Genomic DNA, 21392 nt, shown 5'->3' with positions numbered 1-21392 from the left:
CCGTTACGCCTCCTGTCCGGCAAGCGGCAACGCGAAGGTAAACACCGTGCCGTACGGCTCTCTGCGGCGCGCGCTCAGTTTTCCCCGGTGCCGTTCAATGATGCTGGCGCTGATGGTCAGCCCCATCCCCATTCCCTGCGCTTTGGTCGAATAGAACGAGTCAAAGATCCGCTCGGTGAGCTCCGGCTCAATGCCGCTGCCGGTATCGGCGATATCAAAGATCACCTTCCCTTCGGCGCAGTTCGCGGTGGCGATCGTGATGCTGCACGGGCGATCCGTCACTTCCGCCATCGCTTCCATCGCATTCATCACCAGGTTAAGCAGCACCTGCTGGATCTGCACGCTGTCGCCGATGATAAAGCTGTCGTCAGCGTTCAGGAGATAATCAACGCTTATGTGTCGCAGCTCAAGTTCGCTGCGGGAGAGCATAATGATGTGGTGGATCAGGAAGTGCAGATCGATTCGCGTAAACGTGGGGTCCTGTTTGCGCGTCAGAGATTGAATGCTGCGGATGATCTCCCCTGCCCGCTCGCCCTCGGCGGCGATCTCCTCCAGCCCCTCGCGCACTTTGTCCAGCCGCGCCGGATCGCGGTTGAGCCAGCGCAGGCTCGCGCCGGCGTTCGAGACAATCGACATCAGCGGCTGGTTGATCTCGTGCGCGATCGAGGAGGTGAGTTGCCCGACGGTGGTGGCCCGTGAGACTCGCGCCAGATCCGCTTGCGCCACCCGCATCGCATCCTCCGCCGCCCGCTGGCTGGTGATGTCGGTAATGATGCCGTAATACTCATTCACCTCGCTGCCCACGCCCACCGGATCGCCAATCCCGAGGATGTAGCGAACGGAGCCGTCGGTGCGGATAATGCGAAACTCCGCGCGCATCGACAGTCCGTCACGCACGCTCTGATTAACGAGGTTACCGATCCGGCCATAATCATCCTCATGCACGAAGGTCAAAAACTCCGCCATTGAGATCATCTTTTGCTGCTCCGGCAGGCCAAGAATACGGGCGTACTCTTCGGACATAAACATCAGATCCTGCACCAGCTCCCAGCGCCAGCTGCCGGTATGGCTGATCTGCTCACCCAGCATCAGCGAGGTCTGGCTGGCGCGCAGCTCTTTCTCCACCCGTCGGCGGTGGATGTTTTCCGCCAGCAGCTCGGCGTAGAGCCGTGCCGTCTCCAGCGAAACCGCCGCCTGCGCGCCCAGCAGGCTGACCACGCGCGAATGTTCGGCGGTAAACACTTCCGGCATCAGGCGGTTTTCCAGATACAGCACCCCCACCAGTCGCGCCTGTTTGAACATCGGGACACACATCACGGCGGCGCCGGACGTCACCAGATAAGGATCCTGGCTGAACGGGTGAAATTCCTCCGGTTTGCCGGTGCGGATCTCCTGCCCGGTGCGGATCACCGCGGCCAGCACCGACAGCGGCATGTCCGTCGCCATCGGTGTCTCTTTCAGGATGCGAACCCGCACCCCGTCGGTGCTGGTCCAGGCGCTGGCTTCGATCTCCGGGATGTGATTATCGCTGACGCGAAGCAGCAGGCCACGCTGCGCCCCGGCCCGTTCAAGCAGCAGCGTCATCAGGTTTTCAATTAAACGCTCGAGGTTGATTTCTTCGGACAAGGCGCGTGAGGCTTTGATGACGCTCTGTAAATCGCGGATCACCTCGTTCTGAGCAAATGCCACGGTGTCGTACGCGCGGCTCTGCCCGGAGGCCAGCAGATGCGGGAAATCCTGCTCCAGCTGACGCACCTTGGCCTGCGCCCCGGCGCGGCCCCAGGCGGCAATCGAACCGCGGAAATGGGCGTCGGAGGCGGTCGGGTAGCCGCAGGCCAGCGAGAAACGCCCTGCCAGCTCGTGGGCCAGGGCATTGATCGGGTTAAACCCGCCCTCCCGCGAGAGCCGCACCGCCTTTTCATACTGCTCCAGCGCGATGCTGTTCATGCCGTCCAGACGGACGATTTCGGCATAAATCAGCGCCTCTTTATCGGCAAACGTGCCCGGATTGATCCGCGCCCAGAGGGCAATTTTGTCGTAATGGTGATGAATACTGCGGCGATAATCCGCCGAGAAGGTCTCCGGCGTAAGCTGGCGGGAGAGCGCCAGCGCGCTGTAAAAATGGTAATCCAGCAGATGGATATGGCCCGGTGCGGACCACGCATACCAGCCCGCCCTCTCTAAATCCGCCTGCGCGTCGGCGTATTCGCCGCAGGTAAAGTGCGCCATCCCGCGATAGAGCCAGTACCAGAACAGCATGGTCGAGGTCTGCTCGGGCGCCTGCTCCGGCGGTGCGGGCAGCAGATCGTCAGGCAGCGCCTGGGCGGCGCTCCATGTGCCCGTCACCGGCGTGCGTAAAAACTCCACGTAGCGGCGCTGAATGTGCAGAACGGTTTCAATGTCCTGATAATCCGTTTTACGCACAAAAGCCAGACCGCGATCGATGCTGGTCAACACGCCGTCCAGATGATCGCCCCGGGAGAGGAAGTTAATGATCTGATGACAAGCCGCGAAGCAGGCCATCGTCATGTCGCCGTGGGTCACCGCCGAGGTAAAGCAGGCCTTGGCGCACTCGATAGTGTACGACAGCGGCTGGGTCCAGACGCTGAGCTGGTCGAGCGGCAGCAGAGTTTTAGCTTCATAGGCATCATAGCCGTGGCGGTTCACCAGCTCGCGAGCCAGCGTGCCGTACTCAAACCCGAGACGGTATTCGGCATAGCGGTGGCCAATCAGCACGCCAAACCAGGCCATCGCCGTGGTGGATGCGCCGGTTATGCCGCGATCGAGCGTGAGGTGCATCATCCGGCACAGGAGTAAAAAGTGCAGGCGCGGGCAGGTAAAGCTGGCGAAAATACTGGCGCTGTAAAGCAGGTTCATTACCGCTTCGGTCTCCGCGCTCTCCATCAGCTTAAGCTGAGTAAACGGGTTCTGCGGCGCGTCGGCGGTGCGTTGACAGAACTGCTGCCAGGCCTCGTCACATTCGGCATTTTCCGGGTAGCGGCTGATCTGGATCCCGAACACGCCCAGCCAGCATAACGACGCCTCCAGCGCCAGGCGGATCTCCGACTGCCGCATATAGACTTCCGCCAGCAGGTTAGCGGCCAGCGCTTTCTCCGTCAGCCCGCCCGGTGAGCCGAGGATCGTATCGCACAGCGCGCGCGTGCGCTCCAGGTGCCCGAGCGCGAACTCACAGCCCGCCTCTTCGATATCCAGCATAAAGTCCGAGACCGGACCCGCGTTCCCCAGCGCTCTGGCGGTCTGGATGTAACTTAAGGCGGAAAGGTAATCGCCGGTACGCTTCGCACGCCGCGCGGCCTGGAGGCTCAGCTCACGGAATCTCTGGCGCTGCGGCGCAGGCTGGATGCAGTCCAGCGCGGCGCTGACGTGGTGAACCGCGCGGAACAGTAGTTCGTTACCCGCCGTCTGCCGCGCGGCATCCGCCAGCAGGCTGGCGGTGGTCAGGTGCAGATGGCTTTTCTCGCCCTCATCCAGCAGGGCAAAGGCGGCTTCCTGCACCCGATCGTGGGTAAAAGCGTACTCTTTCTCCGTCAGCACAATCAGCTGAGCGGTAACCGCCGGATGAAGGGCGTAGCGGATTTCCGCCGCCGACTGCCCCACCACGCGGCACAGCATCTCCAGCTCGCCCGTGCAGCCGAGGCAGGCGATGCTGCCCAGCAGGCGGCGCGTCTCGTCGGGCATCTCCTTGAGCTGTTCAAGCACCAGCGTCACCACGTTCTCGGTGTAATGCCGGGCGCGGATGGCCTGGAGATCGTAATGCCATTTCCCCTGATATTTGTTGTGCACCACCAGTCCGTCATCGACGATGCGGCGGAAAAATTCCTGAACGAACAGCGGGTTGCCGCCGGTTTTTTCATGGATCAGCGTGGCAAGATCGGAGGTGCCGGTACTGCGGGCATGAAAAATCCCCCCGAGCCAGCGTGCCACGGCCTTCACCGACAGCGGCTGCGGCACGATCGTCATGGCATGCTGCGCCGCCTCCGGCAGGCTCGCCAGCGCGGTCTGCAAGCTGGGATCAGAAAGCGAACTGAGATCGCGGTGCGCCACCACCACCAGCAGCGGGATGGCGCCGCAGGCGCGCAGCAGGTGATCGAGCGTTTGCAGGCTGGCGGCGTCGATCCACTGCACATCATCCAGCAGCAGCACCAGCGGCGCGCCCTGGGTGGCGAAGGTTTTCACCAGCGCCAGCACCATATGGCTGAAGCGCGCCCGCGCGTCGATGGAAAATGTATCCGCAGAGAAACGCGGTTTGTTCTCAAGAAATAAATTCAGCTCCGGCACCAGGCTGACAGCCAGCTCCTCGAAGCCTTCCAGCGCGCGCGACAGGCGGATTTTCCACGTCGCCACCTCCCCGGCTGGCAGCCCGAGCAGGTGCAGCGTGAGCGTCCGAAACGCCGAACTCAGCACGCCGTAGGGCAGCGTGGGAGAGTATTGATCGACCTTGCCCACCGCCAGCAGCACCTTGCGCTGTTGCAGCGATTTCAGCGTGGTGGCGATCACGGAAGATTTGCCGATCCCCGACGGACCGCCAATCGTCACCAGTTCCGGCGCACCGCTCTGGCTGACCCGCTCAAACGCGGCGATGACGTCGCTGGCCTGCGGATGCGCAGAGAAAAGCGAATCGGCAAGATGGATCGCCGGAGAGCGATCCTGCTTGCCGGGAATAAAGTCGACGATCTCACCTTCGGCGGTCAGCGTCGCCTGGCAGCGCCTGAGGTCGGCAATCAGCCCGTCGACGGTCTGATAGCGATTCTCCGGATTCTTCTCCAGCAGCTTAAGGATAATGGTCGACAGCATGCCGGGTACGTCCGGACGCACCCGGCCCGGCGCAAGCGGCTCAGAGGCAATGTGGTAATGCGCCCAGTTAGTCTGGTCATCAGCGCTCAGTTCAAACGGCAATCGCCCGGTCAGAAGTTCATAAAGCACGATACCCAGACTGTAGAGATCGCTCCTGCTGTCGACGGCGCGCCGGGTACGCGTGGTGTGTTCCGGTGACATGTAGGCGGGCGTGCCGCCAGACGCGGCAAGCCGGGACTGGGAGAATGCGTCGGAGGTGGCGCAGGAAAGACCAAAGCTGCACAGACGGCTGGTGGCGTCGTGATGAACGAAGATCGACCCGGGTTTGATATCGCCGTGGATCAGGTTGTGCAGATGCATCTGGCGCAGGGGACCGCAGATGCGGATCGCCATCTCGATAAAGCGGGCGATCCCGGAAATCGCCTTACCTGCCCGGCACGCCAGCAGTTCAAAGCAGAACGGCGCGTAGACCAGCGCAAAACGTCCGCGGTACTGGGTTGAAGCGACGGGCCGGATAGCCCAGCCGTCATGAAGTCGATCGCGCAGGGCAAACTCGTTTTTAAGCAGCCGCGTTGCCCGCTCCTCTTCTTCATCGCTGACCGCGGTGGCAATAATAAACGAACCGCCTGACTGGGGATGCCGCCCGTTCATCCAGGAGATGCCGCCCTCCTGCGCCAGCACGGTAAAAATAACATCCTCTTTCAGAACAAAAGCCCGCCCTTCATGGAGACTTCCCCGGGCGGGCCAAAATGCAGGCGACGTTTGTTCGTTCATCCGCGATCCTTATTGTCGGCGGGTCAGCTCCCGCTGAATATGATCCAGCAGAATATCGATGTTAATCGGCTTACGCAAAAATGCAGCGGCGCCCAGGCTGAGTGCATACCGCTGCATATTTTCATCCGCATGGCCGGAGATAAACAGTATTGGCGGCGGCGGCGTGGCCAGCAACCGCAGCTTCTCAAACAGCTCGATCCCGTTCATGCCGCGCAGCTTGATGTCGGTGATCACCAGCGACGCGCCGGACAGGGCGAGAGGGTGGCTCAAAAACACCTCTGCCGAATCGAAGGTATCGGTAGCATACCCTTCCGATTGCAGCAGGTTACTGAGCCCGCTGCGAACAGAGCGTTCGTCATCAATGATGGCAATGCGCCACGGCAGCGTCATGCTGTCTTTCCTCAAACAATTCGTTACGCGTCGCGGCTTTCCTTCGCGGGCGCTGGGGGCGCGGTACCGCTGATTTTCGGTACGCATTCATGACGAAACCAGGCCAGGGTCAGCGGTTCGCGGCTCACCAGACGCCGTCCGATGGGGATCAGTTGTTCACCCACCAGCATGCCGAACAGGCCAAGCAGCGCGACGACCGGCGGCGCCGGGGAATGCACGTCGAGCAGGGCGTAAATTACCCCAGCCGCGACCCCGCACACCAGCGAAATAATCCAGGCCTTCATGATGACGCTCCGGTCAGGTGCTGAACGTGGGGAACCGTCACCTGCACGCCAGCGGGATTATCGCGGGATAAAAGATGACGCATCGCCTGTTCCCCTGCCAGCATGCCCAGCAGGCCAATCAGCGCCAGCGCGGGCGGCGCGGGGGAACGCACCTTCAGCACGGCATACATCAGGCCAATCAGCACGCCTGCCGCGAGGGATATCAACCCTGTACTCATTGTGAACTCCAGAGAAAAAGGCAGTGGCGAGCCGGATGAGGGACCAGCCCGCCGCCGGGATTTAGCGTGCCGGAACCGGCGCTAAGGTACGGTGCTCGCTCTTCTGGCGAGACGGCGCTTTGTGCACCATGGTGTAGGCGTAATCCACGCCCATGCCGTACGCGCCGGAGTGCTCGCGCACGATATCCATCACCGCGGTGTAGGTCTCTTTATGCGCCCAGTCACGCTGCCACTCCAGCATCACCTGCTGCCAGGTCACCGGGATCACGCCCGCCTGGATCATGCGCTGCATCGCGAAGTCGTGGGCTTCTTTGGAGGTGCCGCCGGACGCGTCCGCCACCATATAAATTTCGTAGTCCCCTTCCAGCATCGCGCACAGGGCAAAGCTGTTGTTGCACACTTCGGTCCACAGGCCCGCGACAACCACCTTCTTCTTGCCGTTAGCCTTCAGCGCGTCGCGCACCTTCTGGTCGTCCCAGGAGTTCATGGAGGTACGCTCCAGAATGTCCTGACCCGGGAACACGTCCAGCAGCTCCGGATAGGTGTTACCGGAGAAGCTTTCGGTTTCAACGGTGGTGATGATGGTCGGGATGTTGAACACTTTTGCCGCTTTCGCCAGCGCCACGGTGTTGTTTTTCAGCACCTGGCGGTCAATAGACTGCACGCCAAACGCCATCTGCGGCTGGTGGTCGATGAAGATGATCTGACAGTTGGCTGGGGTTAAGACTTCGAGCTTTGTAGTGGTCATAAGATTATCCAGTGAGGTTAAAGGTTAAAATCGCCGCGAACAGCACGCCGATAAAATCGCATTCATCCTATGACCCACGCCGCTGGCGCGTAGTTATCTCTTCGTATAGTTAACCTTAGGTATAGTTATACTTTGGTATACCTATCCTATTGTATAACTGGATCTTTCCCGAAACCGGTTCCCATAATCCTGACCATTCCCCTCTCAGTCTGGAGCAGTTATGGTTACCCTCGGTAAAGCCGATCTCATTCTGGTTAACGGCCAGTTTCACACCGTCGATCGCGAGAACCCTCTCGCGGAAGCCGTTGCCGTGCGCGACGGGAAATTCCTGGAAGTGGGCACCGTCGCCGAGGTGATGCAACACCACTGCGACGGCACTAAGATGGTCGACTTAAAAGGCCACACCGCCATCCCCGGCCTGAACGACTCGCACCTGCACCTGATCCGCGGCGGGCTGAACTACAACCTCGAGCTGCGCTGGGAAGGCGTACCGTCCCTGGCAGATGCCCTGCGCATGCTGAAAGAGCAGGCCCTGCGCACGCCGTCGCCCCAGTGGGTGCGCGTGGTGGGGGGCTGGAGCGAGTTCCAGTTTGCCGAGCGCCGTATGCCAACTTTAGACGAGATCAACGACGCCGCGCCGGATACGCCGGTTTTCATCCTGCACCTGTACGACCGCGCCCTGCTCAACCGCGCCGCGCTGGAGGTGGTCGGCTACACCAGGGACACGCCGAACCCGCCGGGCGGCGAGATCCAGCGCGACGCCAACGGCAACCCGACCGGGATGCTGATCGCCCGTCCTAACGCCATGATCCTGTACTCAACCCTCGCCAAAGGGCCGAAGCTACCACTGGAGCAGCAGGTCAACTCCACGCGCCAGTTCATGCGCGAGCTGAACCGCCTGGGGCTGACCAGTGCCATCGACGCGGGCGGCGGCTTCCAGAACTACCCGGAAGATTACGAGGTAATTGCCGAGCTGCACGAGAAAAAGCAGATGACCATCCGCATCGCCTACAACCTGTTTACCCAGCGTCCGGGCCACGAGCTGGAAGACTTTGAAAAATGGACCGACATGCTCACGCCGGGCCAGGGCAGCGACTTCTTCCGCCACAACGGCGCGGGCGAGATGCTGGTCTTCTCCGCCGCCGATTTTGAAGACTTCCTCGAGCCGCGCCCGGATCTCGCGCCGGGCATGGAGGACGAGCTGGAGCGCGTGGTGCGCCATCTGGTCGAACACCGCTGGCCGTTCCGCCTGCACGCCACCTATAACGAATCCATCAGCCGCATGCTGGATGTGTTCGAGAAGGTGAACCGCGACATTCCGTTCAACGGGCTGCACTGGTTCTTCGACCACGCCGAAACCGTGTCACAGGCCAACATCGACCGCATCAAAGAACTGGGCGGCGGCATTGCCGTGCAGCACCGCATGGCCTTCCAGGGGGAATACTTCGCCGAGCGCTACGGCATCGAAGCCACCCGCCACACGCCGCCGGTGGCGAAAATGCTGGAGACCGGCGTGCCGGTGGGCTTAGGCACCGACGCCACCCGCGTGGCGAGCTATAACCCGTGGACCGCGCTCTACTGGCTGGTCTCCGGCCGCACCGTTGGCGGGATGCAGATGTACGATCACAGCGCCCGTCTGGATCGCGATACCGCCCTGATGCTCTGGACCCAGGGCAGCGCGTGGTTCTCCAGCGAGCAGAACCAGAAGGGGCAGATCAAAACGGGCCTGCTCGCGGATCTGGCGGTGCTCAGCAAAGATTACTTCCGTGTGCCGGAAGAGGAGATCAAGGGCATCGAGTCCGTCCTCACCGTGGTCAACGGCGATATCGTCTACGCCGCTGGCAGCTTTGGCCCGCTCGCACCGCCCGCCATTCCGGTCCTGCCCGAGTGGTCCCCGGTGGTAAAGGTGCCGGGCCACTACCGCAGCGCGCCGCCGCAGGCCGCACGCGTCGGCATGAGCGCCGTCCACCACTGCAGCGGCCCGTGCGGGGTTCATAGCCACCAGCATGATTTCGCCCGCACGTCAGAGATGCCGGTGTCCGACGATAACGCTTTCTGGGGGGCGCTGGGCTGCAGCTGCTTTGCATTCTGATGAAACAAAATGACGCTTCACCCCGGATCGATCCGGGGCTGTTTTTCCTGCGCCTGACCGGCAGCCTGCTGCTGCTTTACGTGCATGGCCTGCCTAAGGTGCTCCACTTCAGCGAAGAGCTGACGCGCATCGAAGATCCGTTTGGTTTCGGACCTTACGCGAGCCTGATCCCGGCGATCGTCGCCGAGGTCATCTGCCCGCTGTTTATCATTGCAGGGGTTTACACCCGCCTGGCGTGCCTGCCGATTATCGCCGTGCTGCTGGTGGCGATGCTGGCGGTCCACCCGAACTGGTCGATTGCCGAAGGGCAGTTTGGCTGGCTGCTGCTGATTATCTTCACCACCCTCGCCCTCACCGGACCGGGCCAGTGGCGGCTGCAGCGTAAGACGACGGAGAGGTTCGCATGACCCAGGTTAACGACGTTCGCGACGCACACGTCGAGACGACGCCCGCATCGGCGGCTTCGCCCTGGCAGCCGCTGAGCCAGCCGGTGTTCCGCATGCTGTGGATCGCCACGGTGGTCTCTAACGTCGGCTCATGGATGAGCGACGTCGGCATCAACTGGAGCATGCTGACGCTCAGCGCCGATCCGCTGGATATCGCGCTGGTGCAGGCGGCCAGCAGCCTGCCAATGTTCCTCTTCGCCCTGCCGTCCGGGGTGATGGCGGACATCGTTGACCGACGAAAATACCTGCTCTTCTCCCAGCTATGGGTATTCATCGCCGCTGCCGGGCTGACGCTGCTCTCTTTTACCGGACACGTCACCCCCACCGTTCTGCTGGCGGCAACGTTTCTGCTGAGCGTGGGCGCGGCCATGAGTTCGCCGCCGTTCCAGGCGGTGGTGCCCGATCTGGTGAGCAAGCCCGAGCTGGGTTCCGCCGTGGCGCTTAACTCGCTCGGGGTCAACATCAGCCGGGCGATTGGCCCGGCGCTGGGCGGTTTCCTGCTGTCGCTGGCCGGGCCGTGGATGGTGTTTGCGCTTAACGCGCTATCCGTGGTCGGCGTGGCGTGGGTGCTGTGGCGCTGGCGTCCGGCGCCTTCCGTGCAGCGGCTGCCGCCGGAGCACTTCTTCTCGGCGGTGCGGTCCGGCATTCGCTACGTGCACGCCGCCCCGGTGCTGCGCAACGTGCTGGTGCGTACCGTGGCGTTCTTCGTTTTCGGCAGCGCGGGCTGGGCGTTACTGCCACTGGTGGCGCGCCGCGAGCTGGGCTTAGGCCCGGCGGGCTACGGCGTGATGCTGGCGTGTATCGGCCTGGGGGCGATTGCCGGGGCGATCCTGCTGCCGCGCCTGCGCCAGCGGCTGAATGCCGATCGGCTGATGGTGGCCGCCAGCCTGACGTTTGCCCTCACCATGCTGGCGCTGGCGTTCGTGCGCCACGTCTGGCTGCTGAACCTGTTTGAGTTTTTTACCGGCTTCGCGTGGATTGCGGTGCTCTCCACCCTCAACCTTGGCGCACAGCGCAGCGCCGCCCGCTGGGTAAAAGCCCGGGCGCTGGCTGTGTATCTGACGGTGTTCTTCGGCTCGATGACCGCAGGCAGCGCCGTCTGGGGGCAGATCGCCTCGCAGTTCGGCACCCCGACCTCGCTGGTGGTTGCCACGCTGGGGATGGTGCTGGCAAGCGCGACGGCGTTCCGCTGGAAGCTGGAGAAAGATCCGAATTTAAATCTCGACCTGAGCGGGCAGCCGCTGGACGGCGTGGAGATTGAACTCCCGAACGAGCGCGGCCCGGTGCTGGTGTCGCACGAGTACATCATCGACCCACAGAACGCGAAAGCGTTTTTGCAGGCCGTGCACGAGCTACGCCGGGTGCGCCGCCGCGCCGGAGCGATGAGCTGGGCGGTGTACGAGGATATCGAACGTCCAGGGCTGTTTATCGAGACCTTCCTGATGGGTTCCTGGATTGAGCATTTGCGCCAGCAGGAACGCCACACCATGAATGACCTCCTGTTGCAGAGCCGCGTTCTGGCTTTTCATCAGGGCACAACATCACCGGCAATTCGCTATCTGGTCGCGCCGGTATAACCATAACGATCACCTGCACAGGAACACACTATGGCACTGTTTAAGGCAAAAGACGGCACGCAGATTTACTACAAAGACTGCGGCGCGGGCAAACCGATCCTCTTCAGCCACGGCTGGCCGCTGGACGGCGACATGTGGGACAGCCAGCTGAACTACCTGGCCGAGCGCGGCTTCCGCGCCATCGCCTTTGACCGTCGCGGCTTTGGGCGTTCGGATCAGCCGTGGAACGGCTATGACTACGACACCTTTGCGTCCGACATTAACGACCTGATTACTACCCTGGATCTGCGCGACGTAACGCTGGTGGGCTTCTCCATGGGCGGTGGCGACGTGACCCGCTACATCAACAACTACGGCAGCGAACGCGTGGCTGGTCTGGCGCTGCTGGGCGCGGTCACTCCAATCTTCGGTAAATCGGATACCTTCCCGCAGGGTGTGGATCAGAGCGTGTTCGACGGCATCCGTGACGGACTGCGTAAAGATCGCGCCCAGTTCATCAGCGACTTCGCCACCCCGTTCTACGGCACCAACGCCGGGCAGACCGTTTCCGCGGGTGCCCTGACGCAGACGCTGAACATCGCCCTGCTGGCGTCCCTGAAGGGCACCATCGATTGCGTGACCGCCTTCGCCGAAACCGACTTCCGTCCGGATATGGCGAAAATCGACGTGCCGACGCTGGTGATCCACGGCAGCAACGACCAGATCGTGCCGTTTGAAAGCACCGGCAAGCTGGCGGCGGAGATGATCAAAAACGCCACGCTGAAGGTGTACGACAACGCGCCGCACGGCTTCGCGCTGACCCACCAGGATCAGCTCAACGAAGATCTGCTGGCGTTTGTGAAGTCGCTGTAAGTCTGAGGGCTGACGCCAACGGCGACAGCCCCCTTTTCACCTCAACCCACCTGAACAAGCAGTGACACCATTCAGATTAATCCTATAAAATACTGACCTTTACCGCCTTTACCCGACTTCCGGAGTTTGTGATGGTTCAGGATCGCACCGCGTTAGCCCCCTTCTTTAATGAGCATATCAATAACAACAGCCGATACAGCCCTAAATGGGGGCCAGCCTATCACCAGATGGTCAAACGCGTAGCGACAGAGCGACCCGAGTTTCGTGATCAAAGCCTTATCAAGGCACTTTGGTATGAACGCTCCAACGGCGTCGCCAGCATTAAACAGGGTGGAATGTCGCAGAACGAATACAATGCGGCCCAGATTCACCTGCGGGAAATCACAACCCTGATGGCACAGGGCTGCACCCCGGCCGTATATGAAAAGGTGGTCAACAAGCTACAGGCGCTTAAGGCCGAATCCATTCTCAAGAAACAGTACTGGGCGTTGTGTCACCGGGCTTTTGCCACGCTGTACCCTGAGCGGGTTTCGAACGTGGTAAATACCAAAATGTTTTCCCGCATTTATAACTACTGTAATAACCGCTTCGGGCTTGGGCTCGCCGGGAAAGGGACGTGGTTTGAAAAAAACCTGGAGCTGAAGGCGGCTCTGAACCGCGAGCTGGGCGGCCATGTAGACCCTGTCGAACTCAATATGTCGCTGTGGCATCTCTACACGCATTTCATCAAAGATAAGAGTGATATCGGCCTGGTAGGTAGCGAGTCCTGGGCCGAAGACGACGATCAGGATACGGATGAGAGCGTGGCGGATGTTCCACTGAACGTCATTCTCTATGGCCCTCCGGGGACGGGTAAAACCTATTCCACCGTTGAGCATGCCGTCCGCGCCTGTGAACCCGCTGAGTATTCCCGCCTGCTGGATGGCCTTCAGGGCAGTGATTACCGGAACGCACTTAAAGCGCTTTATGACCGGCTGGTCTCCGAACAGCGCATCCGCTTTGTCACTTTCCACCAAAGCTTTGGTTATGAAGAGTTTATTGAAGGGCTACGCGCCGATACCACCCGTGACGGTAACGTTCGCTATGACATTAAATCCGGCGTCTTTAAGCAAATCTGTGAGGATGCGGCGTTTGGTTACGCAGGTGAACAGCTGGCGCTGAACGAGGCGCTATCAAAGTTTCAAAAAGAACTGCTGAATGGCGAAGCCGCCACGCTCAAAACGACATCAGGTAAACCGTTCGGCGTCACCTATAAAAGTGAAACGAACTTCGGCATCTTCCCTTTAAACAGCAAAAAAGGGGATCTGGGGAATGGATACAACGCCTACGTGAAGGACATCAAAGCCTGGTATCAGAACAACGGGATTGATATCCACAACGAGTCGTATGTCCGGGGTATCCTCAACTATCTTCATGATAATTATAATCTTCCCGTCACACCGAAAAAAAATGCACCGGCAAAACGCCAGAACTACGTGCTGATTGTTGACGAGATTAACCGTGGCAATATCTCCAAAATTTTCGGAGAGCTCATCACCTTAATTGAGAAATCCAAGCGCATGGGTGAACCCGAGGCCCTGAGCGTGACGCTACCCTATTCGGGCGAAAAATTCAGCGTGCCAAACAACCTGTTCCTGGTCGGCACCATGAATACCGCGGACCGTTCCCTGACCGCTCTGGACACCGCCCTGCGCCGCCGCTTCGAGTTTAAGGCCATGCTGCCGAAAGCCTCCATTCTGGAAGGCCACGTCATCAAAGGTATCGATCTCAAACGGCTACTGCAGATGCTCAATGAACGCATTGAGGCGCTGTACGATAGCGAGCACACGCTCGGGCACGCTTTTTTCATACCGGTAATTGAGACGGAGGACGATGACATTGCTTTCGCCCGTCTGCAGCGGGTGATGAAAAATAAAGTACTGCCGCTGCTGGAGGAGTACTTTTACAACGACTGGCAGAAAATTCGTCTGGTCCTTGGAGATAACCAGAAGCAGGATCCCGCCCTGTGCTTCATCCGTTCGATCAAAAACGAGGGAAATATTCAGCGGCTGTTTGGAACGGATGCATCGGACGATCTGCAGGAAGAGGGAGAGCGCTATCACCTTGCAGGCGAAGACGATCCTGTCTGGAATAATGCCATCGCCTGGCGTCAGATTTACGATGCAGGTGCGCGAGGCGCGGAGAACGACGAATGACCGGGCGGCGGCAGTGGTCCACCTTTGAATACGGTTATTTGGTCAGTAAAAAGGACAGCGGCCGGGTTAAGGACGCAGTGGAGCTTCCTCCGGCCTGTTTTGCGTGGCTGGAGCAATGCTGCCTGAACGACGATGCGGAATACGACGCGCGCCTGCTGACGCTGAAAACGGTCGGGCGCGTGAAGGTGCTGCAGGTGAAAAACTATGTCGGCGTCATTGCGCTGCCGGGAGGAGCGTTCATCGAGGTGTTGCCAAAGACCGGCCATGATAACGCCCGCGAACAGCTGATGATGATGCTGCGCACGCTGAAAACCTTCCGGCACATCGCCACAACCTCCGCCAGTATTAAAACCTCGCGCATGCCGCTGATGGATATCTTTATTCATCAATTTATCCAGAGCGTCCAGGCGGTCCTGCTGCAGGGTCTTAAGCGTGACTACCTTCGCCAGCAGGAGAATCTACCGTGGATGAAGGGAAAACTGCGGGTTTCAGCACAACTGTCGACAAATAGCGTTCGCCGGGATCGCTTTCAGGTGGAGTATGACGAGTACAGTGTTGACCGACCGGAGAACCGCATTCTCAAAACGGCCATCGATACGGTTTCGCGCCTGACCCGCAACCCTCAGCTCATCCAGCAGCTTCGCCCCTTGCAGTCGGCCTTCGAAGGTATTCCTCCCGTTGTTGATACCGCTCACGCGTTCGATCTGGTTCGCCTCGACAGGCATATGCATCACTATGAACAGGCGCTGGAGTGGGCCAAATTGATCCTACACGGGGAGTCACCACTTTGTATGCAGGGTCATGCTGATGCCATATCGCTGCTCTTTCCAATGGAAGCGGTATTTGAATCCTTTGTTGCGGCGTGGATGAGGCATCATCATCATCAACGTTACCAAATTGATACCCAAGCAAAAACACACACTCTGGCTCGCTATCACACCAGGTATATGTTTAGACTCAAGCCGGATATCTGGCTTCGCCCGTATGACACGTCGAAACATTCTTCAATTATTTGCGATACGAAATGGAAAAAGATTAAGCCTCATAAACCTGGCTTTAACATTTCGCAAAGCGATCTTTACCAGATGCTGGCCTACGGAACGAAATATCTCGATAGCCGCGGCGATATGATCCTGATCTACCCGCAGCATGACGGTTTTAGCGATGCGCTTCCCCATCCCTTCGAACTTCATAAGCCGGACAGCCATGCGCTACGTTTGTGGATCGTCCCTTTTACCATCGGAACCAGTATTCAGAGCTCGATACTCCACCTCCCCGAGTCCCTGAAGCTGCGGAATTAGAAGCAGACGCCTGCAAAGCAGGCGTCTGAAGCGATTAATTGACCGATACCGGGCGGGTCAACGCCTCATCCACGATGCCATTCTGCTCGCTCCCCCGCCTGCGTTCTGCCAGCAGCCGACACACTTCCGCATGCTTCTCCTCGGTAAAGGTAAAGCGCGACATAAAGCCCATGCGGATCAGCGACCCAATCGCCGGCAACAAACAAATGCCAAAGAACAGCCCCGACAGTACGCCTTCGCTCTGGATCTGCGCCTGCGGCACATAGTTGATCATCGTCAAAAACACGCCGATTAACCCGCCGCCCACCGCCACCGACATCTTGCCGGTAAAGGTCTGCCCGGAGAAGGTGATCGCTGCGCAGCGCTTGTGGGTGTGGTATTCCGCGTACTCGATGGTGTCGGCAATCATCGACGAGGTGAGGATGTTGGTCATCATCACGAACAGCGTGCTCAGGCCGAGCAGGATAAACAGCAGCGCCGTGTGCTGATAGCCCGTGAACCACATCACCACGCGCACCGCCACGTCCAGCCCGCAGAGGATCATAAACAGCTTCCGCTTCTGTATCCGGCGCGTCAGCAGCGGGGCGACCAGGCACAGCACCGCCGCCACTATCCCCATCACGCCAATTGCCATTTGCAGGCTGCCGTCGCCCATGTTGTTGATAAAGAAGTAGATATAGAGTCCGCCCGCCACGTTATGGAACACGCAGAAAAAGAACGACAGCAGGACGATAAACAGCGGCTTGTTCTGGCGCAGGTTGTGGAAGGTGTCGCGCATCGTCACCTTTTCCGGGCTGGGCGGGACGCGCTCTTTGATCTGCATAAAGCCGTTGAGCATCAGCGGCAGCCCCACCAGCATCATCACCAGCGCCGCCATAAAGTAGCCTTTATCGTTGCTGTACTGGGCAAAGAACGCCGCCAGCTTCGGGAAGAAGATATTGGCGCAGGCAATCCCGGCGTTCACCCCGAGCATCGCCGCCGTTACCGCGCGGGTGCGCTGGCCGGAGTCGTTGGTCATCACCGACGACATCGACCAGAACGGGATATCGGAGATGGCGTACAGCGTCCCCCACAGGATATACGTCACCCCGGCGTAGAGGATTTTGGTGGTCATGTCCGCTTCGATTTTATAGAACGCCAGCAGAGTGACGCCGGTAATCAGCAGCGGCGCAATCAGTAAAAAGTGGCGAAACTTGCCAAACCGGCTGTTAATGGTGTCCATAATGCTGGCAAACAGCGGATCGTGAACCGCGTCCCACGCGCGGGCAATCAGGAAGATGGTACTTGCCGCCAGCGCCGAGATCCCCAGCACGTCGGTGTAAAAATAGTTTATAAACGAACCCACTAAACCAAAGCTAAAACACTGACCTAAACCATAGCCAAAGTAGGACCATAACTCGCGAGACGGTATTTTCATTGTCATTGCCATAGTGCGTACCTGGTTGCCCGGCGACAGCGCGCCGGGTCGTTATTATTAGCCCTGCGGATCCGGGGCGATATTGCGCAGCTTCTTCATCAGCGCGATTTCAGCGCGTGAAAACGGGATACCGTTCTCCTCGAACACGTCGTGGAACCACAGGCGGCAGTAGTCCGTGGACTCCTTCATCACCACCGGCCACGGCAGCCAGGTCTGGGTTTTACCGCGCACCAGCCCCCACTGATACGGCGCGACCTTTGCCATGTACATCAGCGGGAGCTGCTCTTCGATGGTGCCGCCCACGTGACGCGCCAGCCATTCGGTGCAGAAGATTGGGCGGCCCAGCGCCTGAAGTTGCTGGATAATCGCCGTCATGCGCCCGGTATTGGTGTAGGCGTGATAGCTCACCACGTCCGACAGTTCCAGCGCGGTCTGGTCCAGCGGGTGCTGATAAAACGTCTCGCCCTCCTCTTCCGCCGGCAGACGCCAGGCGCAGACGGTAAGCGGCTGGGTCGGGTCTTCCTCACGCACCCAGCGGAACGCCAGCTTCATCAACACGTGCGCGCAGGTCTCCAGCTTCTCGTCGTACAACACCTCTTCCGTGCCCGTCGCGAAAATGCCGCGGTTTCCCGGCTCGTTATACAGATCCCACAGCAATACGCGCTTATCCTCGCGGAACTGGCGCACAACGTCGCGGATATAGCGCTCAATCTGTGGCCAGCAGTCTCGATCGCACACCTTGTCGCGCCCCGGGCTCGCCGCCGCCTGGCTGTTGTGTTTGCCCGGTACGGGCGGCTTTTGCGGGCCGAGGTACGGCTCATCGCCGGAGAAACCGCAGTCGTCCATCAGGGTCAGCATGGTGCTGAACCCGTTGTCGTCGGCAATCGTCAAAAAGCGGTCGATGCGCGCCATCAGCCCGTCGCGGTCGTGCTCCCATACGATAAACGGCAGGTTGATGCGCAGGGTGTTGTAGCCCGCCTCCGCCGCCCAGCCCAGCTCGCGCTCGATGGTAGCGGCATCGAAGGTCTCTTCCTGCCAGATATCGGTCCAGTTCACCGCTGTCGACGGCAGATAGTTGAACCCGCACAGCCAGCCTTTTTGCTGATACCACGCCTGTGCCTGTTCTTTACTCCACTGCTCTTTCATTACGCATCCTCTTGCTGATAATGTTTAGCTAATAAATATTAGCTGTGGGATAAATGCGCAAATCGCGGTGCAAAGAAAAGCGACGCCTCTCACAAAGTTCACGCTTCGATGAATGAGAAACGTGATCGGCGGCGCTAAAGCGTGCGGTTAGGGTATGATGCAAATTCGCGAAAGGGAGAGGACGGATGAAGCGAAAAACGAAGGTGACGATGAACGATATTGCGCGGGCGGCGGGCGTGTCGCAGGCGACGGTATCGCTGGTGCTTAACCAGTCCCGCAACATCAAGCTTAGCGAGGAGACCCGCCAGCGGGTGATTAGCGTCGCTACCGAGCTCGGCTACGACCGTCTTCCTGCCATTCACGCTCCGCGCAACCAGGAGGAGATCGCCCTGCTGGTCAGCTCGTTGCAGAGCTTCGACCCGTTTATCGACGCCATCAGCCAGGCGCGGGAAGCGGCGTGGCGCAACGAAACGTTGCTCACCGTCTACGACTACGGCGACGACGTGGAGCTGGCCCTGAACATCATCCGCCAGCTGGACAAGCGCAACTGCATTGGGATTATCCTTGCCTCTCCGGTCACGAACGTCGTCGATATGACGCCATTTCAGGACTGTACCCGCATCCCGCTGGTGCTGCTCAACCAGCGCGACCCTGGCTCGCCGCTGCTGCCGTCGTTTATCCCGGACGACTACGCCAACGCCTTCCAGGTGACTAAACACCTCATCGCCTGCGGCGCCAGCCGTATCGCCCACATCACCGGCGAGAGCTGGATGGAGGCCTCGCGCCAGCGTCTGGCGGGCTACCAGGCGGCATTGAAGCAGGCCGGTTTAACGTGTGATGAGAGCCTGGTGCGCCAGACCAACTGGCAGTTCAGCGAGTCCTTTACCGCCACCACGTCCCTGCTGGAACTGACCGAACGCCCGGACGCCATTTTCTGTGCCAGCGACTGGCTGGCGATTGGCTGCTACCAGGCGCTGGCGGTGAATGGCGTGCGTATCCCGCAGGACATGCTGCTGGCGGGCTACGACGACCAGAAGATCTCCGAGCAGCTCACCCCGCCGCTGACCAGTATCCAGTTGCCCTACAGCGAGCTGGGACGGCTAGCGGTGGAGTACCTGTGCAATCAGGAAGATGCCGCCACGCACGTGACGCTGGCGGGCAGGCTGAAAGTGCGCGCCTCAAGCCTCGTCTGAGGTAAACACCATGCCCGCATAGGGCTTCTCGCGACACGCCGCCAGCCGCGCGGCGAGGCTGCCCACGTGCAGCTCCAGCTTGTGCCCGTCCGGGTCGAGGAAATAGAACGACGCCCCCTCGCTTTTGTTCTGCTTCCAGATGGTGACGCCCGCCTGCTCAAGCCTTTGCGAGAGCGGTTCAAAATCCTCTTCCGCCACGGTAAACGCGTAGTGGGTGTAGTCACTCTCCTGCGGCGGCACGTACTGGCGCGCCTCGTCGTACGACAGGCAGACCCACAGATCGCCGCAGGTGAGATAGGCCCCGGTATTCCAGCGGGCGTGCAGCGTCAGCCCCAGCAACTCATGCCAGAAGGTGACGCTTTTTTGCAGGTCGCTGACCGCGAGGGTCAGATGGTTGAGTGATTGCAGCATGACGTGCCCTTTTATTTTTCGCGCCGGACGTGATACGGTAAAAGCATGAACATAAACCACGCCGTGCTCACCGTAAACCGCTGGTGGCTGCCTTCTTAAAGGCGGCGCGGAGTAGTTTTTCCCATTTTCAGATAGCCGCCGAAAGGCGGCTTTCTCACATCTAAGACCCCTTTCGGCATTACAACGTTAAGGAGTCTTTATGAACGCACCCACCATCCTCACCGGCGATCGCCCAACCGGCCCGCTGCACCTTGGCCACTTCGTCGGATCGCTGCGCCAGCGTGTGGCGCTGCAGCAGACGCACAACCAGTTTGTGCTGATTGCCGACCTGCAGGGGCTGACCGACAACGGCAGCAACCCGCAGAAAATCCGCGACAACATCCCCGAAGTGCTGGCCGACTACCTCGCCGCCGGCATCGACCCGAACCTGACCACGATCTGCCTACAATCCGCCCTGCCCGCCCTCGCCGAGCTGACGATGCTGTATATGAACGTCGTCACCGTCGCCCGCGTGGAGCGTAACCCGACGGTGAAAAATGAGATTGCGCAGAAGGGCTTCGCCCGCTCGCTGCCGGTCGGGTTTATGGCCTACCCCATCAGCCAGGCAGCGGACATCACCGCGTTTAAGGCCGAGTGCGTGCCCGTCGGCGACGACCAGTTGCCGATGATTGAGCAGACCAACGAGATTGTGCACAAGATGAACAGCCTGCTGCCCACCCCGGTGCTGCGCCACTGTAAGGCGATGCTGAGCGACACCAGCCGCCTGCCCGGCATCGACGGCAGCGCCAAGATGTCGAAATCGCTGGGCAACACGCTGCATCTTTCGGCCAGCGAAGAGACGATCCACCGTGCGGTCAGCGCCATGTACACCGACCCGAACCACCTGAAGGTGAGCGACCCGGGGCAGATTGAGGGGAACGTGGTGTTTACGTACCTCGACGCGTTTCATCCGGACAAGGATAAAGTGGCGGCGATGAAGGCGCACTATCAGGCGGGCGGGCTGGGTGACCGCGCGTGTAAGAACGAGCTGGAGGGGTGTTTGCAGGAGCTGATTGCGCCGATGCGGGAGCGGAGAGCGATGTATATGCGGGATAAGGGGGAATTGATGGCGATGCTGAAGCGCGGGACAGAACGGGCGCAGGGGGTGACGCAGGAGACGTTGAGGGAGGTGAAGGTGGGGTTGGGGGTGCCGGTGTTTTGAGAGTGTGAGTTAAGAGAGTTCGCGGTGGAGTGTATGGTACCGGCATGAAGCCGCTAACTCTTTTATTACGAAAATAAGCAAGGCGCAATAATTCTTAAACGCATTATTAGCCATAGTTGTTTGTCATTCTGTTAAGAGCGCTATATTTATAGACTCTTTTTATTTTAAACGTCGCGGCAAGCATTATGAGTAAGTTTATTATTTCCATGCTGAATACGTTACTTTGTGTTTTTGTGATTGTGTTATGCCTCATATGCGTGGGCGTCACTGATAACTGGAAAGAATGCACTATAGCAATAATCATCACTTTAGGATGCGCACATTTCATGGCC

At 59.7% G+C, this 21392-nt stretch carries 16 protein-coding genes; 8 read left to right on the top strand and 8 right to left on the bottom strand.

From position 1 onward, the window contains the following. Positions 1-3: 3 nt before the first annotated feature. From L3069_RS02830 to L3069_RS02810, 5 genes are all read right to left on the bottom strand, one after another. Complete coding sequence (locus L3069_RS02830) at positions 4-5589, bottom strand: ATP-binding sensor histidine kinase (protein WP_038415223.1); 5586 nt, start codon at positions 5587-5589, stop codon at positions 4-6. A 9-nt stretch (positions 5590-5598) separates the two neighbouring features. Beyond that, complete coding sequence (locus L3069_RS02825) at positions 5599-5979, bottom strand: response regulator transcription factor (RefSeq protein ID WP_006810275.1); 381 nt, start codon at positions 5977-5979, stop codon at positions 5599-5601. A 23-nt stretch (positions 5980-6002) separates the two neighbouring features. Then, positions 6003-6263 (bottom strand): XapX domain-containing protein, encoded by a 261-nt coding sequence (locus tag L3069_RS02820; RefSeq protein WP_006810276.1) that lies wholly within the window; start codon positions 6261-6263, stop codon positions 6003-6005. Continuing rightward, positions 6260-6481: a DUF1427 family protein gene (locus tag L3069_RS02815; RefSeq protein ID WP_022646923.1), complete on the bottom strand. Its 222-nt coding sequence runs from the start codon at positions 6479-6481 to the stop codon at positions 6260-6262. The genes L3069_RS02820 and L3069_RS02815 overlap by 4 nt, the downstream gene beginning before the upstream one ends. A 61-nt stretch (positions 6482-6542) precedes the next feature. Then, positions 6543-7229, bottom strand: coding sequence for a hydrolase (locus L3069_RS02810; RefSeq protein ID WP_022646922.1), 687 nt, complete (start codon positions 7227-7229; stop codon positions 6543-6545). A gap of 220 nt (positions 7230-7449) precedes the next feature. Between L3069_RS02810 and L3069_RS02805 the strand changes: the two genes are divergently transcribed. From L3069_RS02805 to L3069_RS02780, 6 genes are all read left to right on the top strand, one after another. Next, positions 7450-9321: an amidohydrolase gene (locus L3069_RS02805; protein WP_038415221.1), complete on the top strand. Its 1872-nt coding sequence runs from the start codon at positions 7450-7452 to the stop codon at positions 9319-9321. After that, on the top strand, positions 9321-9728 hold the full coding sequence (locus L3069_RS02800) for a DoxX family protein (RefSeq protein WP_038415219.1): 408 nt from the start codon (positions 9321-9323) through the stop codon (positions 9726-9728). Before L3069_RS02805 ends, L3069_RS02800 begins: the two co-directional genes overlap by 1 nt. Then, positions 9725-11344 carry an MFS transporter gene (locus L3069_RS02795; protein ID WP_038415218.1) on the top strand — a complete coding sequence of 540 codons (1620 nt, stop codon included), beginning with the start codon at positions 9725-9727 and terminating at the stop codon, positions 11342-11344. Before L3069_RS02800 ends, L3069_RS02795 begins: the two co-directional genes overlap by 4 nt. 30 nt (positions 11345-11374) lie before the next feature. Continuing rightward, a complete protein-coding gene (locus tag L3069_RS02790) occupies positions 11375-12196 on the top strand; it encodes an alpha/beta fold hydrolase (protein WP_038415217.1) in 822 nt (273 codons plus the stop codon). Positions 12197-12327: 131 nt separating this feature from the next. Continuing rightward, complete coding sequence (locus L3069_RS02785) at positions 12328-14391, top strand: McrB family protein (RefSeq protein ID WP_038415216.1); 2064 nt, start codon at positions 12328-12330, stop codon at positions 14389-14391. Beyond that, on the top strand, positions 14388-15692 hold the full coding sequence (locus tag L3069_RS02780; protein ID WP_038415215.1) for an McrC family protein: 1305 nt from the start codon (positions 14388-14390) through the stop codon (positions 15690-15692). Before L3069_RS02785 ends, L3069_RS02780 begins: the two co-directional genes overlap by 4 nt. 34 nt (positions 15693-15726) lie before the next feature. On the opposite strand, the gene L3069_RS02775 is transcribed toward L3069_RS02780, so the two are convergent. Together L3069_RS02775 and L3069_RS02770 are read right to left on the bottom strand one after the other, a co-directional pair. After that, the gene (locus L3069_RS02775; RefSeq protein WP_038415213.1) at positions 15727-17121 is read right to left on the bottom strand and encodes an MFS transporter; all 1395 of its coding nucleotides are present in this window, start codon (positions 17119-17121) and stop codon (positions 15727-15729) included. A gap of 45 nt (positions 17122-17166) precedes the next feature. Continuing rightward, a complete protein-coding gene (locus L3069_RS02770; protein WP_038415212.1) occupies positions 17167-18255 on the bottom strand; it encodes a cellulase family glycosylhydrolase in 1089 nt (362 codons plus the stop codon). Positions 18256-18440: 185 nt separating this feature from the next. On the opposite strand from L3069_RS02770, the gene L3069_RS02765 reads away from it, so the two are divergent. Beyond that, complete coding sequence (locus tag L3069_RS02765; protein WP_038415210.1) at positions 18441-19448, top strand: LacI family DNA-binding transcriptional regulator; 1008 nt, start codon at positions 18441-18443, stop codon at positions 19446-19448. On the opposite strand, the gene L3069_RS02760 is transcribed toward L3069_RS02765, so the two are convergent. After that, positions 19434-19859: a fosfomycin resistance glutathione transferase FosA gene (locus tag L3069_RS02760; RefSeq protein WP_038415208.1), complete on the bottom strand. Its 426-nt coding sequence runs from the start codon at positions 19857-19859 to the stop codon at positions 19434-19436. The two genes, L3069_RS02765 and L3069_RS02760, sit on opposite strands and share 15 nt — an antisense overlap. A gap of 199 nt (positions 19860-20058) precedes the next feature. Here L3069_RS02760 and trpS point away from each other — a divergent pair, with 199 nt between their 5' ends. Beyond that, entirely contained in the window at positions 20059-21060 is a 1002-nt protein-coding gene (trpS, locus tag L3069_RS02755; protein ID WP_038415205.1) for a tryptophan--tRNA ligase, read from the top strand. Positions 21061-21392 lie beyond the last annotated feature (332 nt).

This window comes from Enterobacter cloacae complex sp. ECL411 (genome assembly GCF_021869665.1).
Classification (GTDB): domain Bacteria; phylum Pseudomonadota; class Gammaproteobacteria; order Enterobacterales; family Enterobacteriaceae; genus Enterobacter; species Enterobacter intestinihominis.
Note: the sequence above shows the minus strand (reverse complement) of the source record. Positions and strands in the feature narration are given on the sequence as shown.

Excerpts from the sequence above, each read along its gene's own strand:
- L3069_RS02825 (WP_006810275.1), bottom strand. The coding sequence starts at position 5,979 with ATGACGCTGCCGTGGCGCATTGCCATCATTGATGACGAACGCTCTGTT.
- L3069_RS02830 (WP_038415223.1), bottom strand. The coding sequence starts at position 5,589 with ATGAACGAACAAACGTCGCCTGCATTTTGGCCCGCCCGGGGAAGTCTC.
- L3069_RS02785 (WP_038415216.1), top strand. The coding sequence starts at position 12,328 with ATGGTTCAGGATCGCACCGCGTTAGCCCCCTTCTTTAATGAGCATATC.
- L3069_RS02790 (WP_038415217.1), top strand. The coding sequence starts at position 11,375 with ATGGCACTGTTTAAGGCAAAAGACGGCACGCAGATTTACTACAAAGAC.
- L3069_RS02770 (WP_038415212.1), bottom strand. The coding sequence starts at position 18,255 with ATGAAAGAGCAGTGGAGTAAAGAACAGGCACAGGCGTGGTATCAGCAA.
- L3069_RS02805 (WP_038415221.1), top strand. The coding sequence starts at position 7,450 with ATGGTTACCCTCGGTAAAGCCGATCTCATTCTGGTTAACGGCCAGTTT.
- L3069_RS02765 (WP_038415210.1), top strand. The coding sequence starts at position 18,441 with ATGAAGCGAAAAACGAAGGTGACGATGAACGATATTGCGCGGGCGGCG.
- L3069_RS02780 (WP_038415215.1), top strand. The coding sequence starts at position 14,388 with ATGACCGGGCGGCGGCAGTGGTCCACCTTTGAATACGGTTATTTGGTC.
- L3069_RS02820 (WP_006810276.1), bottom strand. The coding sequence starts at position 6,263 with ATGAAGGCCTGGATTATTTCGCTGGTGTGCGGGGTCGCGGCTGGGGTA.
- trpS (WP_038415205.1), top strand. The coding sequence starts at position 20,059 with ATGAACGCACCCACCATCCTCACCGGCGATCGCCCAACCGGCCCGCTG.
- L3069_RS02800 (WP_038415219.1), top strand. The coding sequence starts at position 9,321 with ATGAAACAAAATGACGCTTCACCCCGGATCGATCCGGGGCTGTTTTTC.
- L3069_RS02760 (WP_038415208.1), bottom strand. The coding sequence starts at position 19,859 with ATGCTGCAATCACTCAACCATCTGACCCTCGCGGTCAGCGACCTGCAA.
- L3069_RS02810 (WP_022646922.1), bottom strand. The coding sequence starts at position 7,229 with ATGACCACTACAAAGCTCGAAGTCTTAACCCCAGCCAACTGTCAGATC.
- L3069_RS02775 (WP_038415213.1), bottom strand. The coding sequence starts at position 17,121 with ATGGCAATGACAATGAAAATACCGTCTCGCGAGTTATGGTCCTACTTT.
- L3069_RS02815 (WP_022646923.1), bottom strand. The coding sequence starts at position 6,481 with ATGAGTACAGGGTTGATATCCCTCGCGGCAGGCGTGCTGATTGGCCTG.
- L3069_RS02795 (WP_038415218.1), top strand. The coding sequence starts at position 9,725 with ATGACCCAGGTTAACGACGTTCGCGACGCACACGTCGAGACGACGCCC.